General features: G+C 51.2%; 15 protein-coding genes. 13 read left to right on the plus strand and 2 right to left on the minus strand.

Annotated features, from left to right (window positions below):
* Positions 1-63: 63 nt before the first annotated feature.
* From B9T62_RS01930 to B9T62_RS01940, 3 genes are all read left to right on the plus strand, one after another.
* Positions 64-1893, plus strand: coding sequence for an adenine deaminase (locus tag B9T62_RS01930; RefSeq protein ID WP_087913722.1), 1830 nt, complete (start codon positions 64-66; stop codon positions 1891-1893).
* Between the two features lie 385 nt (positions 1894-2278).
* Positions 2279-3496 (plus strand): IS4 family transposase, encoded by a 1218-nt coding sequence (locus B9T62_RS01935; protein WP_087913723.1) that lies wholly within the window; start codon positions 2279-2281, stop codon positions 3494-3496.
* 577 nt (positions 3497-4073) lie between these two features.
* Complete coding sequence (locus B9T62_RS01940) at positions 4074-4526, plus strand: hypothetical protein (protein ID WP_087920092.1); 453 nt, start codon at positions 4074-4076, stop codon at positions 4524-4526.
* Positions 4527-4572: 46 nt separating this feature from the next.
* On the opposite strand, the gene hemH is transcribed toward B9T62_RS01940, so the two are convergent.
* Positions 4573-5625, minus strand: a complete 1053-nt coding sequence (hemH, locus tag B9T62_RS01945; RefSeq protein ID WP_087913724.1) for a ferrochelatase — start codon at positions 5623-5625, stop codon at positions 4573-4575.
* A 478-nt stretch (positions 5626-6103) separates the two neighbouring features.
* Here hemH and B9T62_RS01950 point away from each other — a divergent pair, with 478 nt between their 5' ends.
* From B9T62_RS01950 to B9T62_RS01970, 5 genes are all read left to right on the plus strand, one after another.
* Positions 6104-8386, plus strand: a complete 2283-nt coding sequence (locus B9T62_RS01950; protein WP_087913725.1) for an FMN-binding protein — start codon at positions 6104-6106, stop codon at positions 8384-8386.
* Positions 8387-8624: 238 nt separating this feature from the next.
* Positions 8625-9581, plus strand: coding sequence for a 3'-5' exoribonuclease YhaM family protein (locus B9T62_RS01955; RefSeq protein WP_087913726.1), 957 nt, complete (start codon positions 8625-8627; stop codon positions 9579-9581).
* 293 nt (positions 9582-9874) lie between these two features.
* Positions 9875-10072: a helix-turn-helix transcriptional regulator gene (locus tag B9T62_RS01960; protein ID WP_087913727.1), complete on the plus strand. Its 198-nt coding sequence runs from the start codon at positions 9875-9877 to the stop codon at positions 10070-10072.
* A gap of 3 nt (positions 10073-10075) precedes the next feature.
* Positions 10076-10495 (plus strand): hypothetical protein, encoded by a 420-nt coding sequence (locus B9T62_RS01965; RefSeq protein WP_087913728.1) that lies wholly within the window; start codon positions 10076-10078, stop codon positions 10493-10495.
* Positions 10496-10519: 24 nt separating this feature from the next.
* A complete protein-coding gene (locus B9T62_RS01970) occupies positions 10520-10870 on the plus strand; it encodes a hypothetical protein (RefSeq protein WP_087913729.1) in 351 nt (116 codons plus the stop codon).
* On the opposite strand, the gene B9T62_RS01975 is transcribed toward B9T62_RS01970, so the two are convergent.
* Positions 10792-11427, minus strand: a complete 636-nt coding sequence (locus tag B9T62_RS01975; RefSeq protein WP_087913730.1) for a 3'-5' exonuclease — start codon at positions 11425-11427, stop codon at positions 10792-10794. The two genes, B9T62_RS01970 and B9T62_RS01975, sit on opposite strands and share 79 nt — an antisense overlap.
* A 227-nt stretch (positions 11428-11654) precedes the next feature.
* On the opposite strand from B9T62_RS01975, the gene B9T62_RS01980 reads away from it, so the two are divergent.
* The 5 genes from B9T62_RS01980 to B9T62_RS02000 all read left to right on the plus strand — a co-directional run bounded on the left by B9T62_RS01980 (position 11655) and on the right by B9T62_RS02000 (position 17994).
* Entirely contained in the window at positions 11655-13445 is a 1791-nt protein-coding gene (locus tag B9T62_RS01980; RefSeq protein WP_087913731.1) for a sensor histidine kinase, read from the plus strand.
* Between the two features lie 14 nt (positions 13446-13459).
* Entirely contained in the window at positions 13460-14650 is a 1191-nt protein-coding gene (locus tag B9T62_RS01985; protein WP_087913732.1) for a response regulator transcription factor, read from the plus strand.
* A 247-nt stretch (positions 14651-14897) separates the two neighbouring features.
* Entirely contained in the window at positions 14898-16229 is a 1332-nt protein-coding gene (locus B9T62_RS01990; RefSeq protein ID WP_087913733.1) for an ABC transporter substrate-binding protein, read from the plus strand.
* Between the two features lie 31 nt (positions 16230-16260).
* Complete coding sequence (locus B9T62_RS01995) at positions 16261-17136, plus strand: carbohydrate ABC transporter permease (protein ID WP_087913734.1); 876 nt, start codon at positions 16261-16263, stop codon at positions 17134-17136.
* 30 nt (positions 17137-17166) lie between these two features.
* Positions 17167-17994, plus strand: a complete 828-nt coding sequence (locus tag B9T62_RS02000) for a carbohydrate ABC transporter permease (RefSeq protein WP_087913735.1) — start codon at positions 17167-17169, stop codon at positions 17992-17994.
* Positions 17995-17996 lie beyond the last annotated feature (2 nt).

The raw sequence follows: 17996 nt of genomic DNA on the forward strand, positions 1-17996 counted from the left end.
TTGAGGCCGTTTTTGCTTACAATGAGTATATAAATAGAGGCTGTATGGAAGGGAGCGAGGATAATGGCTTATACAAGAGAACCGCTGGCGGATGCTATCCCCGCATTGGTGGCAACTGCGCGAGGCGATCAGGCTGCAACGTTGGTGATTACAGGAGGCAAGCTGGTCAACGTCTGCTCCGGAGAGATCCTGCCGGATATGTCTGTCGGAATTCAGGGCAGCCGGATAGCGTATGTAGGCAAGGATGTTTCCCACATGATAGGTGAAGGAACGCAGGTAATTGACGCCGCAGGCCGGTATATGGCCCCTGGGCTGCTCGATGGACATTGCCATATCGAGAGCACGCAGCTGACAGTGACGGAATTTGCCCGGGCGGTGCTGCCGATGGGGACGACGGGCGGATTCTTCGACGCGCATGAGATTGCCAATGTGTTTGGTCTGAAGGGCGTCAAGCTGATGCTTAACGAGATGCGCGGCACGCCGCTGGCGGCCTATATGCAAGTAGCTTCCTGTGTGCCTTCTGCCGGGGCAGAATTCGAGACCACGGGAGCAACCATCGGACCCGAGGAAGTGGCGGAGGCCTACACCTGGGGAGCGGATGTGATCGGTCTGGGGGAAGTGATGAACTTCCCTGGAGTGGTGTACGGCGACGAGAAGATGCTTGGTGAGATTCAGGCTACGCTGCGGGCAGGGCGATATGCCGATGGGCACTTTACCTGGCCGTCCAGCGACTGGAGGCTTCCAGTCTATGCGGCAGCAGGGATTACCGGCGATCACGAATGTGTGACGGCGGAGGATGTGATTGAACGGGTACGGCTCGGAATGTATGCCAAAATGCGCCGCGGCTCCGCCTGGCATGATGTCGCCAAGACCATCACTGCGCACACGGAGCATGGGCTTGACCCGCGGCGGATGCTGCTGGTCACCGATGACCGCAGCTCGGAATCGCTGCGGGATGAAGGGCATATGGATTTTGTGGTACGCCATGCCATTGCCCAGGGCGTGAAGCCGGTGACCGCCTTCCAGATGGCGACCCTCAACACGGCCGAGCGTTTCGGACTCAGCCGGGATATCGGTTCGATTACCCCCGGATCTTATGCCGATATCATCCTGCTGGACGGTAATCTGGCGGATGTCCGCGTAGGACTGACGATAGCTGCCGGGACCGTTGTTGCCGAGAACGGTGTGATGACGACCGAGCTTCCGGTCTATCTATACCCTGAAGAGGTAAGGGCTTCGGTCCATCTGAAGCAGCTGCCGGTTCCGGCAGACTTTGAGATCCAGGCTCCTGTTAAGTCCGGACTGATCCCCACCCGAGTGATCAAGGTTCAGGAGAACCATGTGGAGACACTGGAAGTCATCCTGCAGCTGCCAGTGGAAGACGGCAAGCTGCTGGTGGGGGCAGGGGACGGCTTGTGCAAAATCGCCGTATTCGAACGCCACAAGGGAACCGGCAATAAGTCGGTAGGTGTAGTGGAGGGAATCGGGTTCCATGAGCCGGCGGCGATTGCTATGACCGTGGCGCATGACAGCCATAATGTGCTGGTGATCGGCAATGAGGATGGGCTGATGGCCCGGGCCGCTGTGGCTGTGGCTGAAGCCCAGGGGGGAGTCGCGGTAATTACTGCAGCCGGAACGACGCTGTTCCCGCTGGCTATTGCAGGCCTGATGTCTGCAGAACCGTTTGAGGTGGCTGCCGCCCAGTCGGCTGCGATCAGCAAAGCGCTGTACGATGCGGGCTGCACGCTGAATTATGCTTTTATGACCCTGTCGCTGCTTGCCCTTGCGGTTATCCCTACACTCCGTCTTTCGGACAAAGGGCTGGTGCGGATTTCGCCGGAGGAAGGCATTCAGCTGGTGCCTTTGTTTCTGGATGAGGACTCTCTGCAATAGGCTGCGGAGCGGCGAACCGTTTCTTCTTAGTTGGATAATGTAAAAAGAATCAGCGATTCTCCAGTAACCGGAGAATCGCTGATTTTGATTTTGAGCCACATAATATATTACTTTTTAGTTCTCCGCAGGATAAGAATGTCGAAGACATAGCTCCAGGCTAGCCTCATTAGTCGAATTTGCAAATTTAGTTGCGAAACTGCATCTAATTAGCCCATTTTTTCTGTTTTGGAGCAAATAAGTGCGAATACGCATCTAATTTCTTATTTTGGGCTTGAAAGGCAGTAATTTTGCAAAGAACCTGACATCAAAGCAGTCAGGGAATATTTACAAAAAAAAGAGACTCCATTATCGTAGAAGTATACACACACCCACGAAAGGAGATCTCTTGGTTAATAAAGTAGCTGAAAAGGTGTTGTTATGTCAAGTCACCCAATGGTTAGATCGCAATGCTTCCTTGCTGCTCGGCGACCGTTATGCCAAAAAACTTCACTGGGGCAACACGGTGTTTCTCTTTTTAGAGGCCATATTTAGAGGACGAAAAGGGACTCAAGAGATTGCAGATCATGTAGAGAGTTCTACGTGGATGCAAGAATGCACCGGAATTCAATCCATTCACCAGTCGTCCTTGAACCGCAAGCTCGGCGAACTGCCCCCGGAGGTGCTCCGTGAGCTATACCTCTCTCGCCTGGAGCATCTGTTGGAACAGGAAGGACCGTCCCTGCCTAAAAAACTGAAAAAGTTGGGCCCCCTCGCAGCAGTCGATTCCACCAGCCTGACGCTGGGGCGGGTTCGCGGCCAATGGGCCTACCAGCAAACTGGAAAAAACGCCGTCAAGATGCATACCTGCTTGCACCTGACGGGCGAGCACTCGGCGATTCCCATGGCTCCGGTGCTTTCTACCGCGACGGTGGCCGATATGGACACTGATGTGCTAGCGGCATTGGTTTGGCAAACAGGGATTACGTATTTGTTCGACCGGGGGTATATTCACTACACTCAATATCTACAATGGCTCCAGGCAGGTATTCTGTTCGTCGCTCGCCTCAAGCAAAATAGCAAAGTGAAGGTGCTTAAAACGCGGAAGGTGAAGGCAGCGGGACTGGTGCTGGATGCGGATGTGGAGCTGACGTGTCCGAAGACGGGGAAAACCGGTGTATTTCGGCTCGTGGAGTACAAGTATACGGACAAGAAAAAGAAGGCTCACCTGGTTCGTGTTCTCACCAATCGCTGGGATATCACGGCTCTCGAAGTCGCACAGCTGTACCGCTACCGCTGGAAAGTAGAACTCTTTTTTAAATGTATGAAATCCAACTTACACCTGAAAAAAATCTATAGCAGCCGGAACCCGGAAGCCGTATGGAACCTGATCTACCTCTACCTGATTGCGTATGTGCTCTGCGAAGAGCTCCGTCTGTGTTATGCACCGAAGCAGCGAATCGGCCGGGTGCTAGCCGTGTTCCGCTTGTATATAAAAGGAACGTTGGCGGATTTCCTGAAGCATCTAAACCGACCGAAAGAGCGAACGAGCAAAGGGCGAAGGAACAAGGGAGGCAGACCAGCGACTCGGCCGAAAGTGTTGAAGCCTAAGCCTATCCAATTTTAGGTAAGTTACAAGTGATGAACAACTGAAGCTAGACCAATCCAAAAAAATGAGGTGTGTGTAGGCTTAAGTGGAGGTGGCTTTTTTTTGCTTTTTTTGAGTAGACCCCAGACGCGTTCGCCTGGGGCCAGGGAAAGTGTACAAAATACGCCCCTCCCAAAACGTAACTTACAGTAAATAAGCCTACCACGCCTCCTCGTGTGATGTTCTTTGCAAAATTACTGCTTGAAAGGATCGATTTGCGCGAAAATAGTTGCAGATTCGCACTTATTTGACCGGTAGCATGAGTTTCAGCTGAAATTAGATGCACTTTCGCATCTAATTTCTCTGAGAGCTTGTTGGGGAGCACTCTAAATCCTTGACGAGACCTAATGAGACCTAATGAGAGCTAAGTACTAAGCAAGAACTAAACAATTAACCAAATCAACAAAAATCGAAACATTTTTTTCGTAAATTTAACAAAATATATTAACAAACGTAATCGAATGGACGATAATATAATAAATTACTTCAAATTCTTGGCATATTGCGAATGCAATATTCTATTGCAAGTCCTAATAAGAGAAATGGGGTGCATGAGATGATTAGATTAGATACCCAGGATATCCTGAATATTACCATGAAGCAGATTTATAATATTTTCAAAATGAAGCCGCTTGAGCTCAGATTCGTTAATGATTTTCAAGGGGAAAGCTACCTGTTGACCAATGACAAGCTGCACCTCAGCAATCAGCATTATTGGGCCAAGGTGATGGAATGTGTCTTCGAAAACCATGTCAGACCGGTTCTGATGTGCGAGGTGCTCTATTTCCTCCGCAATGAATTTCTGGAGAGTGAAGTCAAGCTGGGCTTCTCCTATGACTTTGCAGAAGGCTCGAACGGTGAAGCAGCCGCTTCAGCCGAGATCCGCTTCAATGATTCGCCGGAGCTGAAGCCCGGAGAAATCGCCGAGCTGATTGATTTCGCATTGGTTCTGCAGGATAAACAATGGTTCGATGAACTGACTGCCAAATATAAACAGCTGACGGCCTAACGCCGGGGCTGTCGATCTTATTTCCGCTTGCAAGCCGCCTGATGCCTCAGTGAATATCTGAGGCCGGGCGGCTTGTCGGCGTTATCCAGCCTGCTGTATGCAGTGCGGCCTGCCCGGCCAGAAACTCCAGCCATTCCGGGCTGTCATTCAGGCAGGGACAGATCATGAACTGCCCAGGCTGGCCGCCTCCGGCAGCAAACAGCTCACGGCCTTCCACGCCGAGCTCATGGAGCGTCTCCAGACAGTCGGTCACAAGGCCGGGCGAGAACACCAGTGGCCTCTGGATGCCGCGTCCTGCCAGTTCCCCAAGCACCGCTGCCGTTGAAGGCTCCACCCATTTCTCCGGCCCGAAACGCGACTGGAAGGTGACCTCCCAGCAGCCGCTTGCCCAGTTCATGGCTGCGGCCAGCAGCCGGGCGGTTTCCATGCACTGCCGGGGATAAGGGTCGCCGGAATCGGCATATCTCTGCGGGATGCCATGGAAGCTTAGCACATAATAATCCGGTTCTTCCGGCAGGCTCTGCAGCTGCCGCTCCAGATGTGCCTTCATGGCTGCGATGTATCCCGACGCATCATGAAAGTCTTCGGCCAGGCGGAGTGCGGGGACAAAACGTTTGGCTGCCGGCCCTCCGGCGCTGCGTCGGCCGAGGGCCGCGAAGCAAGCCTGATCGTATACGGAAGCGGTTGTGGTTGAGGAGTATTGCGGAAACAGCGGCAGGATCAGAATACGCGAAACTCCCGCTGCCTCCAGCCTGGCTATGGCCGTCTCCATGCTCGGCTCGCTGTAGGCGAGTCCAAGCTCCACTTGGTAGCCGCTGCCGAGCAGCTCCTGAAGCCCGGATTGCTGGGCCAGCGAATGAAGCAGCAGGGGCGAGCCTGCCTCCAGCCAGATCTGCTTGTACAGCTCTGCGGAACGGCGCGGCCGGGTGCGCAGGATAACCCCGCGCAGCAGCGGCTGCCAGAACAAAGGCGAGTAATCTATAATCCGCCGATCGGATAAAAAACGTTTCAAATAAGGGCGCACAGCTTGAGCGTCTGGCGACGAGGGTGTTCCGATCTGGGCAATGACCACTCCAATTGGAGGTTGGTTATTCTTCATGCGGATAGCATCTCCCTTAAGTTGACATCATTTCAAATTATCACAGCTCCTGCGGAGAGAACAGTGATTTAAAACACTGCTAATTTAGAACGGCCTAAAAATGGCAGTATTTAGGAGAAAGAGAATATGTATATTCTGTGTTAACTGCAGATTAGTGATGTTTATTATAGGGTGTGTGATTTTGTATACAGAAGCTGTGCGGATATATTTGATAACATCAAGCCAGAAATCATGTGAATTAATTCACCATATATGTGAATTGTTTCACCTTATTATTAACCTATACATAACAGATGCACCAGTTGATGCCGCAGAATAGGCCGCAAGGGTTAAATCGGGAGAGGGGGGATGAACGCTTGTAGGGAATCGTGAGGATTCTTTATAAGCTGCAATAGGGCTGCGGCTGGTAAGACAATGGAATTTCATTTGGAGTGAAACGCTACATATCACTGGGGATTTGGTAAAGGAGAATACTCATTTGAAAAAACTAATATCGCTAACAATCACCGCAGCATTGCTGCTATCACCTCTGGCTTATACCATTGATGCACCTGCTTTGAACCTGAAGGTGGACGCGGTCTCCGCCGCTTCGGAAGCCGAAGCTCCGGCAGAAGCGGCTAAACCGGCACCTAAGCCTACCGCCAAAGCAACAGCGAAGCCGAAAGCAACAGCAAAGCCAAAAGCAACAGCTAAACCTAAGGGTACGGTGAAACCTGCAGCAACAGCCAAAGCGACTGTGAAACCTGCAGCAACAGCCAAAGCGACTGTGAAACCTGCAGCAACAGCCAAAGTAACTGCGAAACCTGCAGCAACAGCCAAAGCGACGGCTAAACCGACTGCTACCGCCAAAGCAACGGCCAAACCTGCTACAGTTAAAGAAAGCGTTTACCAAGACGGGATTTATGTAGCCTACGGCAATGCCTATTCCAAGGGAACCGAAGGCGCTAAAGTCGAAATCAAAGACGGTAAAATTGCAAATATAGAGCTGATGAGAACCAGCCCCAAGCTGATTGACAGAGACGCGCGCAACAATTACAGCGGCGTATGGCAGGCTTACGGGATCATGAAATCCTCTTTGCTCGGCAAAACCAGAGACGGTGCAGCCCAGGTGGATGCAGTCTCCGGAGCTACCCGCACCAGCGAAGGCTGGAAAATGTCGGTAGACAGAGCGTTCGCGAGAGCGGCTGCAGTGAAGACTGCGACTGCCGGTTACTTCGACGGCGTGCATATGGGTGTAGACCCTGAAGGCAAATATTCCGTATTTGCTACCTATGCCTCCAACAATCTAACAGCCGTTACAGTGTACCCGCTGAACAGCACCGGTGATTTTGTAGACGAGAAGACCTACACAGCTGAACAAGCGGCAGCGGTTGCAGCAATTACTCCTGCCCTGCTGGCAAGCGGCGCAGAAGCTAAGCCAACTGCAGGTCTTGAAGCCGACTTCAGAGCGGCGCTGCTTGCCTTCCGCGATGCAGAGCAGAATGCAGCTGTGAACAACACCTCGGCTTACGTGGACGGATTCTATTCCGCTTACGGCACAGCGCGAAGTGTAGGTGTGGAGAGAGCGGACATTATTATCCGTAACGGCAAGCTGGTTGATGTGAAGCTGTTCAGACTTGGCAACAACCTGATCGACAGAGGGGCAACCGCCTATGCTGAAGTGATTAAGGCCAATGCGCCTATGACAGCCAAGCTGCTAGCGAACGGCTCGTTCATTGCCAAATATGATGAGAAGGTAGACGGTATTTCCGGCGCTACCGAGAGCAGTCACAGCTGGAACCAGGCTGTGGAAAGAGCCTTTGAGAAAGCCCTGAAGGTCAAGACTGCCGGCCAATATTTCGACGGCAAATTCGCGGGTGTGGATAACCAGTCCAAGATTATGCTGCTCGTAGATGTAGCTGCTGATAAGATCACTGCTGTGAAGCTGAGCTTGTTCGGCGAAGACAAGAAACTGATCGCCGATGACAAGCTTACTGCTGATCAGAAGACGCTGGTTGCCAATCTTACTGCCGGATTAACTGCCAGCGGTGTGAAGATGGCTGATGTTCCCGGACAGGAAGCCTTGTCTGCCGCGGCCAGAGCCGCGCTTAAGGATGCCCTCGCCAATGCTTCCAAGGCACAGGGGAACTATAAGGACGGCACATTCACCGCTTTTGGCGATGCTTATGACAAAGGAACGAACCGGGCGGATGTAACCCTGCGCAATGGCAATATTGTAAATGTGGCGCTGTTTCGTGTAGGCATGAACATGGAAGACAGAGGCGAAGCTGCCTACGCTGAAGTAGTCAAAGCGATTCCGCAGCTGACCAGCAGCTTCCTTGCTGCAGGTACTAGAGAAGAAGTAGCCAAGGTGGATGCCATTTCCGGCGCTACCAGCAGCAGTAATGCACTGAAAGCAGCCGTAGACAGAGCCTATGGCAAAGCTGAGGTGGTTGAATTGAACAAAGCCGCTTACTTTGATGGCATCTTCATCGGGGTGAGCAGCGACAAGCTTGTTAATGTGATGACTACTGTGAAGCAAGGTATTCCTGTAGAGATGGTAGTCTATTATCTGGATAAAGACGGCAAGACCAGAGCGAATGACAAGCTGACCAGCGCCGAGATAGCAGTGAAGAATGAGATTGATACCACTTCCAGCGGCAAAATGCTTCATAAGTACGGATACCGTGCCGCCGCTTTCGGCAGCAATGATGCGGAGAAGGAAGTGTCTGCCAAGGTTGTGGAAGCAATCAAGGCTGCGCTTGAATCCGCAGGCAAATAAGCATATCGCGTAAGCAGGGGGTTATCTCAAGCCAGACTATGGCGGGAGGTAGCTCCCTTTTTCCAATAAATGAAGCAGAAACGGATGCCTTAAAGCGATACGTAGTATCGCTGCTTCGAAAGCATAAGCTTTTCAGTGGACGGTCGGTGAGCCGTTTCTTCTTATGTGCGGCAATCCATCGTATAATAAGAGATATACAAAGCAGGTAATCTGCCTGTTACCCATAGGAGGCTTCTAAATGACACAAATTAACAAGCTAGCTCCGCAGGATGAATTCGTCGGGTTCTATCTGTTGCGGGAGCTGACACTTAAACAAACGAACGGTACTCCTCCAAAGGATTATTTCGACATCGTTCTGGGCGATGCCAGCGGGCAACTGTCAGCTAAATATTGGGACGTAAGCACCACGGATAAAGAGACGTTTTTTCCGATGGCGCTGGTTAAGGTGCGTGGGATTGCGCATACTTACCGCGAGAAGCTGCAGATCAAGATCAACAAAATCAGGCTGGCCAATGAAACGGACGGCGTGGATATGACAGACTTTATCCGTTCCGCGCCTGTTCGTCCGGTGGATCTGGTTCATACGATTAAAACAGCGATGGCGAGCATTCAGGACCAGGAAATCGCAACTATCGTCTCCTTCTGCGTAGCCAAGGTCGAGGAGAAGCTGATGCATTATCCGGCGGCCAAAACCTATCATCATGCATACTTCGCCGGTCTGGCTTATCATATGGTACGTATGCTGGAGATTGGCGATTTTCTCTGCAAGCAGCGTCCATTCCTGAACCCTGACTTGATGAAGGCCGGAATTATTCTGCACGATATCGCCAAACCGGAGGAGATGATTTCACAGCTGGGCATTGTCTCCGATTACAGTCTGCAGGGCAAGCTGATCGGACATATCTCGATGGCGGCCAACTGGATCACGGAAGCGGCGATTACGAAGGGCATTGACCTGAACTCCGAGAAGGTGCTTGGCCTGCAGCATCTGGTACTGTCGCACCATAACCTTGGCGAATGGGGCAGTCCGGTCCAGCCGCAAACGGCGGAGGCGGTGGCCCTGCACCATATTGATGCGATGGACGCCAAGCTGCAGATGGTGGAGGATGCGCTGGATACCACGGCCGAGAGCGAACCTTGGACGCCGTTTATCCGGGGGCTGGAGAATAAAGCGGTTTACCGCTTGAAAATTTAATTTAATGGACAAGTAGAAACGGCTTCGCCGTCCTCTGCAAAGCGTATGCTTCCGAAGCAGCGATACTACGTATCGCTTTCAGGTATCCGTTTCTGCGAGAAATAGAAGGATAATTTATGGCGTGAAGCATATAAATTCTTATATTTTAGTGAAGAGACCGGGGCAGCTGCCCCGGTTTTTTGTGTGCAGTTTGCAGAATGGCCTTACATCTGTGATAAATTTCATAAGAGTAAAATGTAAAGTTAACTATACTATAAATGTAAAGCCAACTATTCTTTTTGTGGTGGTGAATAATGAACAATATAATGGCAGAGCTGCGGAAGCAGCAACGAATGACCCAGGAGGAGCTAGCGAATCGCTGCAAGGTAACGCGTCAGACGATTATTTCCCTTGAGAACGGTAAGTATAACCCTTCGATATTTCTCGCTCACCGCATTGCCAGGGAATTTGAACTGACCATTGAGCAGGTGTTTATGTTTGAGGAGGAATGATAAATGGGTTATATCAAAAGATTGCAGCGGATCTACATTGCACAGCTGCTCATTGGATTCTCTGCTCTAATTGCAGGGCTATGTGGTCTGTACCCTCAGGATTTCGGCAGAGATACGCTGTATGGTGTCGCCGCAGGTTGTCTGCTGACAGGAGGAGTCGGCTGGTGGTTGAATTTCCGTCTGCTGCGGAATCCGGCCAGAGCGGCAGAAACTGAGCTGGCCGCCGGTGAGGAGCGTAACCAGTTTGTGCGGATGAAGGCTTTTACGGCGGTATTTGCAGTGATGGTTATAGTCGAAGGGTTGAGCTCGGTGGTTACAGCTTATATGGGGTGGCAGCAAGCGGCCATAACGCTCTGTGCACTGCTGCTTATTCAATGTCTGGCGTATTGGGGATTTGCGAGATATTACTCTAGAATCTACTAATTCATTAAGGATGGATGAACGAACATGATAAACAAAGAGCGTTATCGTCAGGTAACCATACAATCGAATGTAGTTATGATTCTGTTCCTGGCCATCCTGGCCAGCATACTCTCCGTGCAGTGGAGCCGCTGGATGGAGCTGGCACTGGTGGCAGTTGGTGTAGCCTGGCTGGTTGTTACCATGAAGCGGCCCTTCCATAGAGAAACGGTGATCCGCAACAGCTGGATATCGCTGCTCGCCATCATCTTGGTTGGGCATGTGATTGGGGGAGGCATGGGGATGGCAAACATCACAGGCTACATCGAAAGTCTGCTCCCGCCCGAAGCAGGCTTCTTTGTTGTCTTGGCCTTCGGCAGCGCAGTGAACGGCTTATAGCCGCCGCTATAGAGGGTTCCGGGCCGATAGCCCTGAGCCTGTGCGAGCAGCAGCGGATCATGGTGCAGCTCCTGCTCCATCAGCTTCAGCAGAATGGAAGCACAGGCGCGGGCGTCCTCCAAGGCATCATGGTGGTTAAGCGCGATGCCGTAATGCCCGGACACGATGTTTAGTTTGTGGGAGGGCAGCTGGTTGAGCATTTTTTTGCCGAGCAGGTAGGTACAGAGGTATTGGAAATTGGGGTAAGGCAGGCCCGCCTCATCCAGGCAGTAACGCAGCACACTCATATCAAAAGCGGCATTATGCGCTACCACAATCCGCCCCTCCAGCAGCGGCTCAATCACAGGCCACAGCTCGCGGAACGTTGGCTTGCCCGCCACCATGGAGGGAGTAATTCCGTGTATGGAGATGTTGATCCCGTCAAATCGTGACTGCGGATCAATCAGATAGGCATATTCTGCCGTAATGCTTCCGCCCGTAACCTGAGTGATCCCGAGCGCACAAGCGCTGGAACGGCTGGAATTGGCAGTCTCAAAGTCTATTGCGGTGAAATCCATTAGTAAAGCCCCTTATCTATCATGATAGGTTTATATTAAAGGAGCCATGGGTGAAACACAATCCTGCGAATTTACAAATAGAAGCAATGGAGTCCGATTTGAATGGGGTGTGACTGCCCTTGGGTGAATTTTCCATGAATGTTCTGATGCTGTATGTGGGCCTTGTGGCGTATAATCGGCTATGGACCGATGTAGAATGATCTTGATAACAGACGGGAGGTAGCTGTATGCGAGGATTTTCGCTGGCGAAGAGGTTCGGAAGATTGCAGATCCGCAGGAAGATCTTTCTTATTTTCTTGCCACTGATCATATTCCCACTGCTTGCTCTGGGGCTGCTCTCCGGCCAGATGTTCAGCCGTTCCATGATAGAGAAGGCCAAGAGTAACATTGAAGACGAATCCAAGCTGATTATGCTGCAAATTGATACGATTGTAAAAAATACAGAGAGCAGCGCCAACATCATGGTTACGGATATCCACCGGATGTACGCTGAACGTCCTACGGCAGCTTCGCCCATAGAGGAAACCAGGTTCCGCAATCTCATGCAGAGCCAGCTCTCGATAGATTTGATTATTTTCCCGGATGTCGATTCTGCTGTCTTCGTGGCCACCTCCGGGGAGATTTATTCCTCCTACGCCTACGGTAATGACGGGGAAGAGCAGGTGTTCAACAGTGGGATGCTGGAGGAAGCAAGGAGACAGGGCAGCTACGGAACCAACCGTTGGTTCCCTGTGGAGCGGCGCAACTATCTGGTCAGTGATCCAGAGGTGCCGGTGCTGACATTGAGTAAAGTGGTATTCAATCTGGACACGGGCATTCCACTGGGCACACTTTTTGTCAATGTGCAGGAGAACACGCTCGCCGCCTTCCTTGGCACAGCCGGAGAAAGCTCCTCTACGAAGGAGTATTTCATTGTGGATGGAAGTCATCGGATTGTGTCCGCACCGGATAAAGCGCTGCTGCTCACCAAACCGGAGGACAAGCTGCCCTACAGCCTCGGCACGACTGGCACTACGGTCTCGGAGATCATCGGCCGGGGCAGTCAGCGAGAGCTTGCTACTGTCACCAGCTATGACAAACTGGACTGGAAGCTTGTGAATACTATCTCCTTGCAGACAGTGACTCAGGATATCCGCCGCAATATTACCTTAACCATTATGGTAGGCGCGATATGTCTGCTGCTGTCGCTGCTGCTGGCTGGCAAGCTGTCCAATCTTATTATAAACCCACTGCTTCAGGTGACAAAGGCGATGCGGAAGGTGAGGGACGGCGATCTGAATGTCACATCGCCTGTAACGACAGAGGATGAGACCGGCCTGATCTCCACGGTCTTCAATTCTATGGTTAGCCGAATCAAGGAACTGCTGGCGACCATAACCGATGAACAGGCCCGCAAGCGGGAGTATGAGCTGGCTCTAATCCACGCCCAGATTAAGCCGCATTTTCTATATAATACTCTGGATACGATTTATGTGCTGAATGACCTGGAGCTGAATGAAGAAGCCCGTGATACAACCAAGGCGCTGGCTGATTTCTACCGGGTGGTGCTCAGCAGAGGCAATGAGGTGATCCCTCTGTCCGAGGAGATTGCCAATGCTGCCGACTACCTGACGATTATGCAGGTGCGCAATCCCGACGTCTTGCGCTATGAGATGAATATCCCGGAACGGCTTAAGGATATTCCAATACCGAAGCTTTCTCTGCAGCCGCTTATCGAGAATGCCATTTATCACGGGCTGAAGACCAAGGGCAGTCAGGGGCTGATTTCAATTGAGGCCCGTGAATCCGGCGGGAATGTCATAATTACGGTTGGAGATAATGGAGTAGGCATGTCCAAGGAGCAGGTGTCACGGATCGAAGAATACCGCTCACGGGAAGGCAAGCCGGCTTCCATTGGGATATACAGTGTTTATGAACGGATTAAGCTGTATTTTGGAGAGCCATACGGTTTGACAGTGGAGAGTACACCGGGAGAAGGAACAGTGATGAGCATGACCCTCCCCGGAACAGATGCGTAGGGAGGAGGACCAGGATGTATAAAGTGATGATTGTGGATGATGAGCCGTTGTTCCGGTACTATATGCGTACCAAGCTGGACTGGAGCAAATATGATTTCAGCATCTGCAGCGAGGCCGCGAACGGCCGGGAAGCGCTGGAGGAAGCGGAACGGACCAAGCCTGACCTGATATTGGTCGATATCAGTATGCCTTATATGGACGGAATGGAGCTCGCCGCGAAGCTGCAGGCTAAGGCTTCGGGCATGCTGATTGTGTTCGTAACTGGACATAATGAGTTTGATTACGCACAGAAGGCGATCCGCCTGGGTGTGCATGATTACCTGCTGAAGCCGTTTAACCAGCGGGAATTTAATGAAATGATGGTTAAGGTTACAGACAGATTGCGGACGATGAACAGCGGCAGCCGCAAGCAAGGCGGGCAGCAAACCCTACAAGAGGTGGCAACAGTGCCCGGCGGGCTGTTTCCGCTCCACACAGAAACTGAACAAGTGGACGGACAGAGCTCCTCTTACTCCCTAAGGGATCTGATTCAGCCGGGAATCCAGGAAACTATGCTGATGGCACTGAAGATGCGGGACGGCGACACGGCCGAGAAGGAGATCAGTAAATTGATAACCATCCTTCGCAGCCAGAAAGGCGGGGCAGGCGCTGCTTTTACCCTTCTGATGGGGCTGGTGTCCCTCTGTCTGGCCTATGCCGGAGAGCGAGGCCTGAACGCCGAAGTCCTAGGGAAATCGGCAGTTTCGCCGGAGCAGAGGTTGCGTGAATCGGGTAGCTGGGAGGAGGCAGAGAGCTGGATTCAGGAGCTGTATCGTTCGGTCATCAGCCAAGGCCGGGAGCAGCGTATCTCCAAATCGTATAATTTGTTCATGGCAGCCAAAGAATATATCCGTGAGCGCTTTTTCGATAATGACCTTACGGTCGAACAGGTAGCGAAGGGGGTGTATGTAGACCCCAGCTATTTACGCAAGGTTTTTCGGAAGGAGGGCGGAATCTCTGTGCTGGACTACATTACTTATACCCGGATGAAGCAGGCCAAAGAGCTGCTCGCGGGGGGGAATGTGCGCCTGTCTGATATTGCCGCTAAGGTTGGCTATAACGATCCGAACTATTTCAGTAAATGCTTCAAGAAGCATTATGGCATGCCTCCCTCTGAGTTCGAGCAGTCAGTGGCCCGCTCGCGCCTTTCAGGGATAATGTCTTAAGATCGCTCGGAATCAGGAAGAAGGAAACCGCAAGTCTACTCAGGGCTGCATGGAGCAGCCTTTTTTCTATTGTTGGCGGACTTCCAGATCCATGTTCTAGTTGTCCCGTTTATTCCCGATAGTGCCCGGTTTGGCCCTTACCGGCTCTTCTGGCTCCTAATATAATAGAAATACGAATTGTGGAAGCGTTATCAAATAACGCTTCCATGAGTATCGCTAACACATAGCAGCATAAGGGGGATTTAGAATGAGAAAGAAGTATTCCAGAGCAATAGGTTTGGCAACTGTACTTTCATTAGCTTTTTCACTGACCGCATGCGGCGGGAATAATGCTGTTAACAACGGAAATGGTACGAAAACGGAAGAGACAGGGGCTGCGAATGCCGGTCAGAAAATTAAAATTAAAATTTATGCTCAGCATTTTGACGATGATACCTCCAAGCCTTTTGATTATGCGGTTGAAGAACTGAAGAAGGAAATGCCCGAGGTGGAAATTGTGCTGGACGAGGCAGTTCAGGATGGATACCAAAAGTTAAAGACGTTTGCAGCAACCGGTAATATGCCGGATATTTACGAAACAGACTGGACCACGCTGCAGACCTTTGCCAAATCCAAGAATGTAGAGCTGCTGGACGACCATGCCGCTACGGCAGATTTCAAAGCAAAGCTGAATACAGGGAATGAATCGCGCCTGATCGCACCGGATGGACATATCTATGCTTTCCCGTATACAGGTATCGAATTCCAGCTGCTGTTCTACAACAAAGAGATCTTTGCCAAGGCAGGAATCACTGAACCGATCAAGACGATCGATCAGCTGGTTGAGGCTTCCCAAAAGATTAAAGCGGCCGGCTTCACTCCGCTCTCGATCTTTGCCAAGGAGAAATGGATTACGAGCGCCCTGTACAGCGGATTTGCGACTCGTGAAGATACCAAGGGCTTCGGACCGCTGGAAACCAAAGGCATGTCGGAGCTGACAGAACCTTACCTGACTGCCGCGAAACAAATCAAGACACTGGAAGAGGCAGGCCTGTTCGACATCAATGCGACCAATACCAACTATGATCAGGCTTCTTCTCAGTTCTACCAAGGGAAATCAGCAATGTTCATCAACGGGCAATGGGAAATTTTCAGCAGCACGGAGAAACTTGGCGACAAGGTCGACTGGATGTACTGGCCGGCTAAGGATGAAGCAACTTACGAGAATACGAAGATGTATATGAATGGTGCCGGAGCACCTGGAGGTTTCGCCGTATCCCCAAGCAGCAAAAATGTAGATAAGGCTGTAGAAGTAGCGAGCTTCATCGCCCAGAAATACGCTGAATATAAATACACCCAGCTGGGCAGCCCGATTGTCGCCACCAAGGTGGATAAGCCCATGACAGGTGAGGTTCCGGCGATGATGAAGAGAATTGCAACAGAAGTATTGCCGAACGTCAAGGGCTATGCGAATGGGCTGAGCAGCGTGCAGATCAAGAACGCACTGGACGACAACACGCAGAACATCCTGGTCAAGGGCTTCTCGGTAGAGCAATTTACAGATAATATGAACCGCGTTCTTAATAAAGAGAATAAATAGAACGTTCTGAAAAGGAGTGGAATCATACTGTATGCACAAGTATCTAGGCAATAAAAAGGCGATTATGCTATTTCTTCTGCCGGCTCTATTGATCTACAGTGTAGTTATTATTTATCCGGTGCTCCAATCCTTCTTCCGCAGCTTCTTCGAGTGGGACGGGCTGAGCACAGCAACATTCAACGGCTTGTCTAACTATAAGGAGCTGTTCAGTGACCCGCTGTTGATGACGTCTCTGCGTAATGGTATGATCTTTGCCCTTGTGCTGACCATCTTCCAGATCGGGCTCGGAACCATCCTGGCGTTGGCTTGCGCCGATCCCCGCGTGCGGGGACGGAAGCTGCTAAAGACGGCTTATTTCATTCCGGTTGTACTATCCGTTACCGTGGTCTGCCAATTGTGGATCGCCATTTATGATCCGAACAACGGGCTGATCAACAGGCTTTTCGATATATTGCATATTCCTTATCAGCAGAATTGGCTCACTTCGCCGACCACTTCTATTATTGCCATCGCTTTCGTTAATGCCTGGCAGTTCATGGGTTATCAATTCAGCCTGCTGTATGCGGGCGTGAAATCGATACCGGAGCAATATATGGAGGCTGCTACGATTGACGGCTGCTCCAAATGGATGGCTCACCGCAAGGTGACGCTGCCGTTGATGAAGGAGACGTTCAAATTCTGTCTGATTGTGGCCATCACCTCAGGCCTCGGAGCGTTCGTGCAAATGCTGATTATGACCAACGGCGGGCCCGGCACAAGCAACTATACGCTTACCTTCATGATTTACCGCTATGCGTTCATGGAGAGCAACTATGGATACGCCTGCGCGGTATCGGTTGTGCTCGTCTTGCTGTCGCTGCTGGCGACCATTGTGATCAATAAAACCTTTGACCGGAATGAAGCCTGATGAGCAGACCACTCAAGGAAGGAGAACGTTATGAATAAAGTGAGAGCCATACTTGTACAGCTGCCGTTGTGGATCTATTTTGTTATCTCTGTATACCCGCTGTTGTGGATGATTTCTTATTCCCTGAAAAATAATGATGAAATATTCGTGACCAATCCCTTTGGTTTCCCGACCAATTTCCGGTTTGAGAACTATGTATCCGCTTGGTCGGAATTCAATATTCCGCGTTATTTCATGAACAGTCTAGTTGTATCTACTATTTCAACTGTGCTGATCCTTATCCTGTCGCTCATGTTCTCGTTCGCCATCTCCCGGCTGCGCTGGAAATTCCGCGAGAGCGTCAGACTGTATATGACCATTGGTATGTTCATGCCGCTGCAGGTCATTATGATTCCTCTGGCTCTTCTCGTGCGTGATTTTCATCTGAGCAACACCTACGGAGCGCTTATTGTTCCTTATGTTGCCATCGGACTGCCGTTCTCCTGTCTGGTCTTCTACGGGTTTATGCGAAGCATCCCTGGTGAGCTGGAGGAATCGGCTTGTATGGACGGGGCGAGTGTCTACAGAATGTTCCTGCAGATTATTGTGCCTGTAGTGACCCCGGCGATTGCCACCGTAGCCATTTTCCAATTCCTGAACAACTGGAATGAGTTCATGTTAGCCTATATTCTGATCTCTGATGAGGCAATGAAGACACTGCCGCTGGGTCTGCTGTTCTTCCAGGGGCAATACAGTACAGACTGGGGCGGGATGGGCGCGGTCATGACCATTGCAAGTCTGCCAATGGTTATTGTATACCTGTTCTTCAGTGAGCAAGTAGAGCGTGCGATGACCGTAGGCTCTGCCGTAAAAGGATAACA

This window comes from Paenibacillus donghaensis, from assembly GCF_002192415.1.
Taxonomy (GTDB): Bacteria; Bacillota; Bacilli; order Paenibacillales; family Paenibacillaceae; genus Paenibacillus_AQ; species Paenibacillus_AQ donghaensis.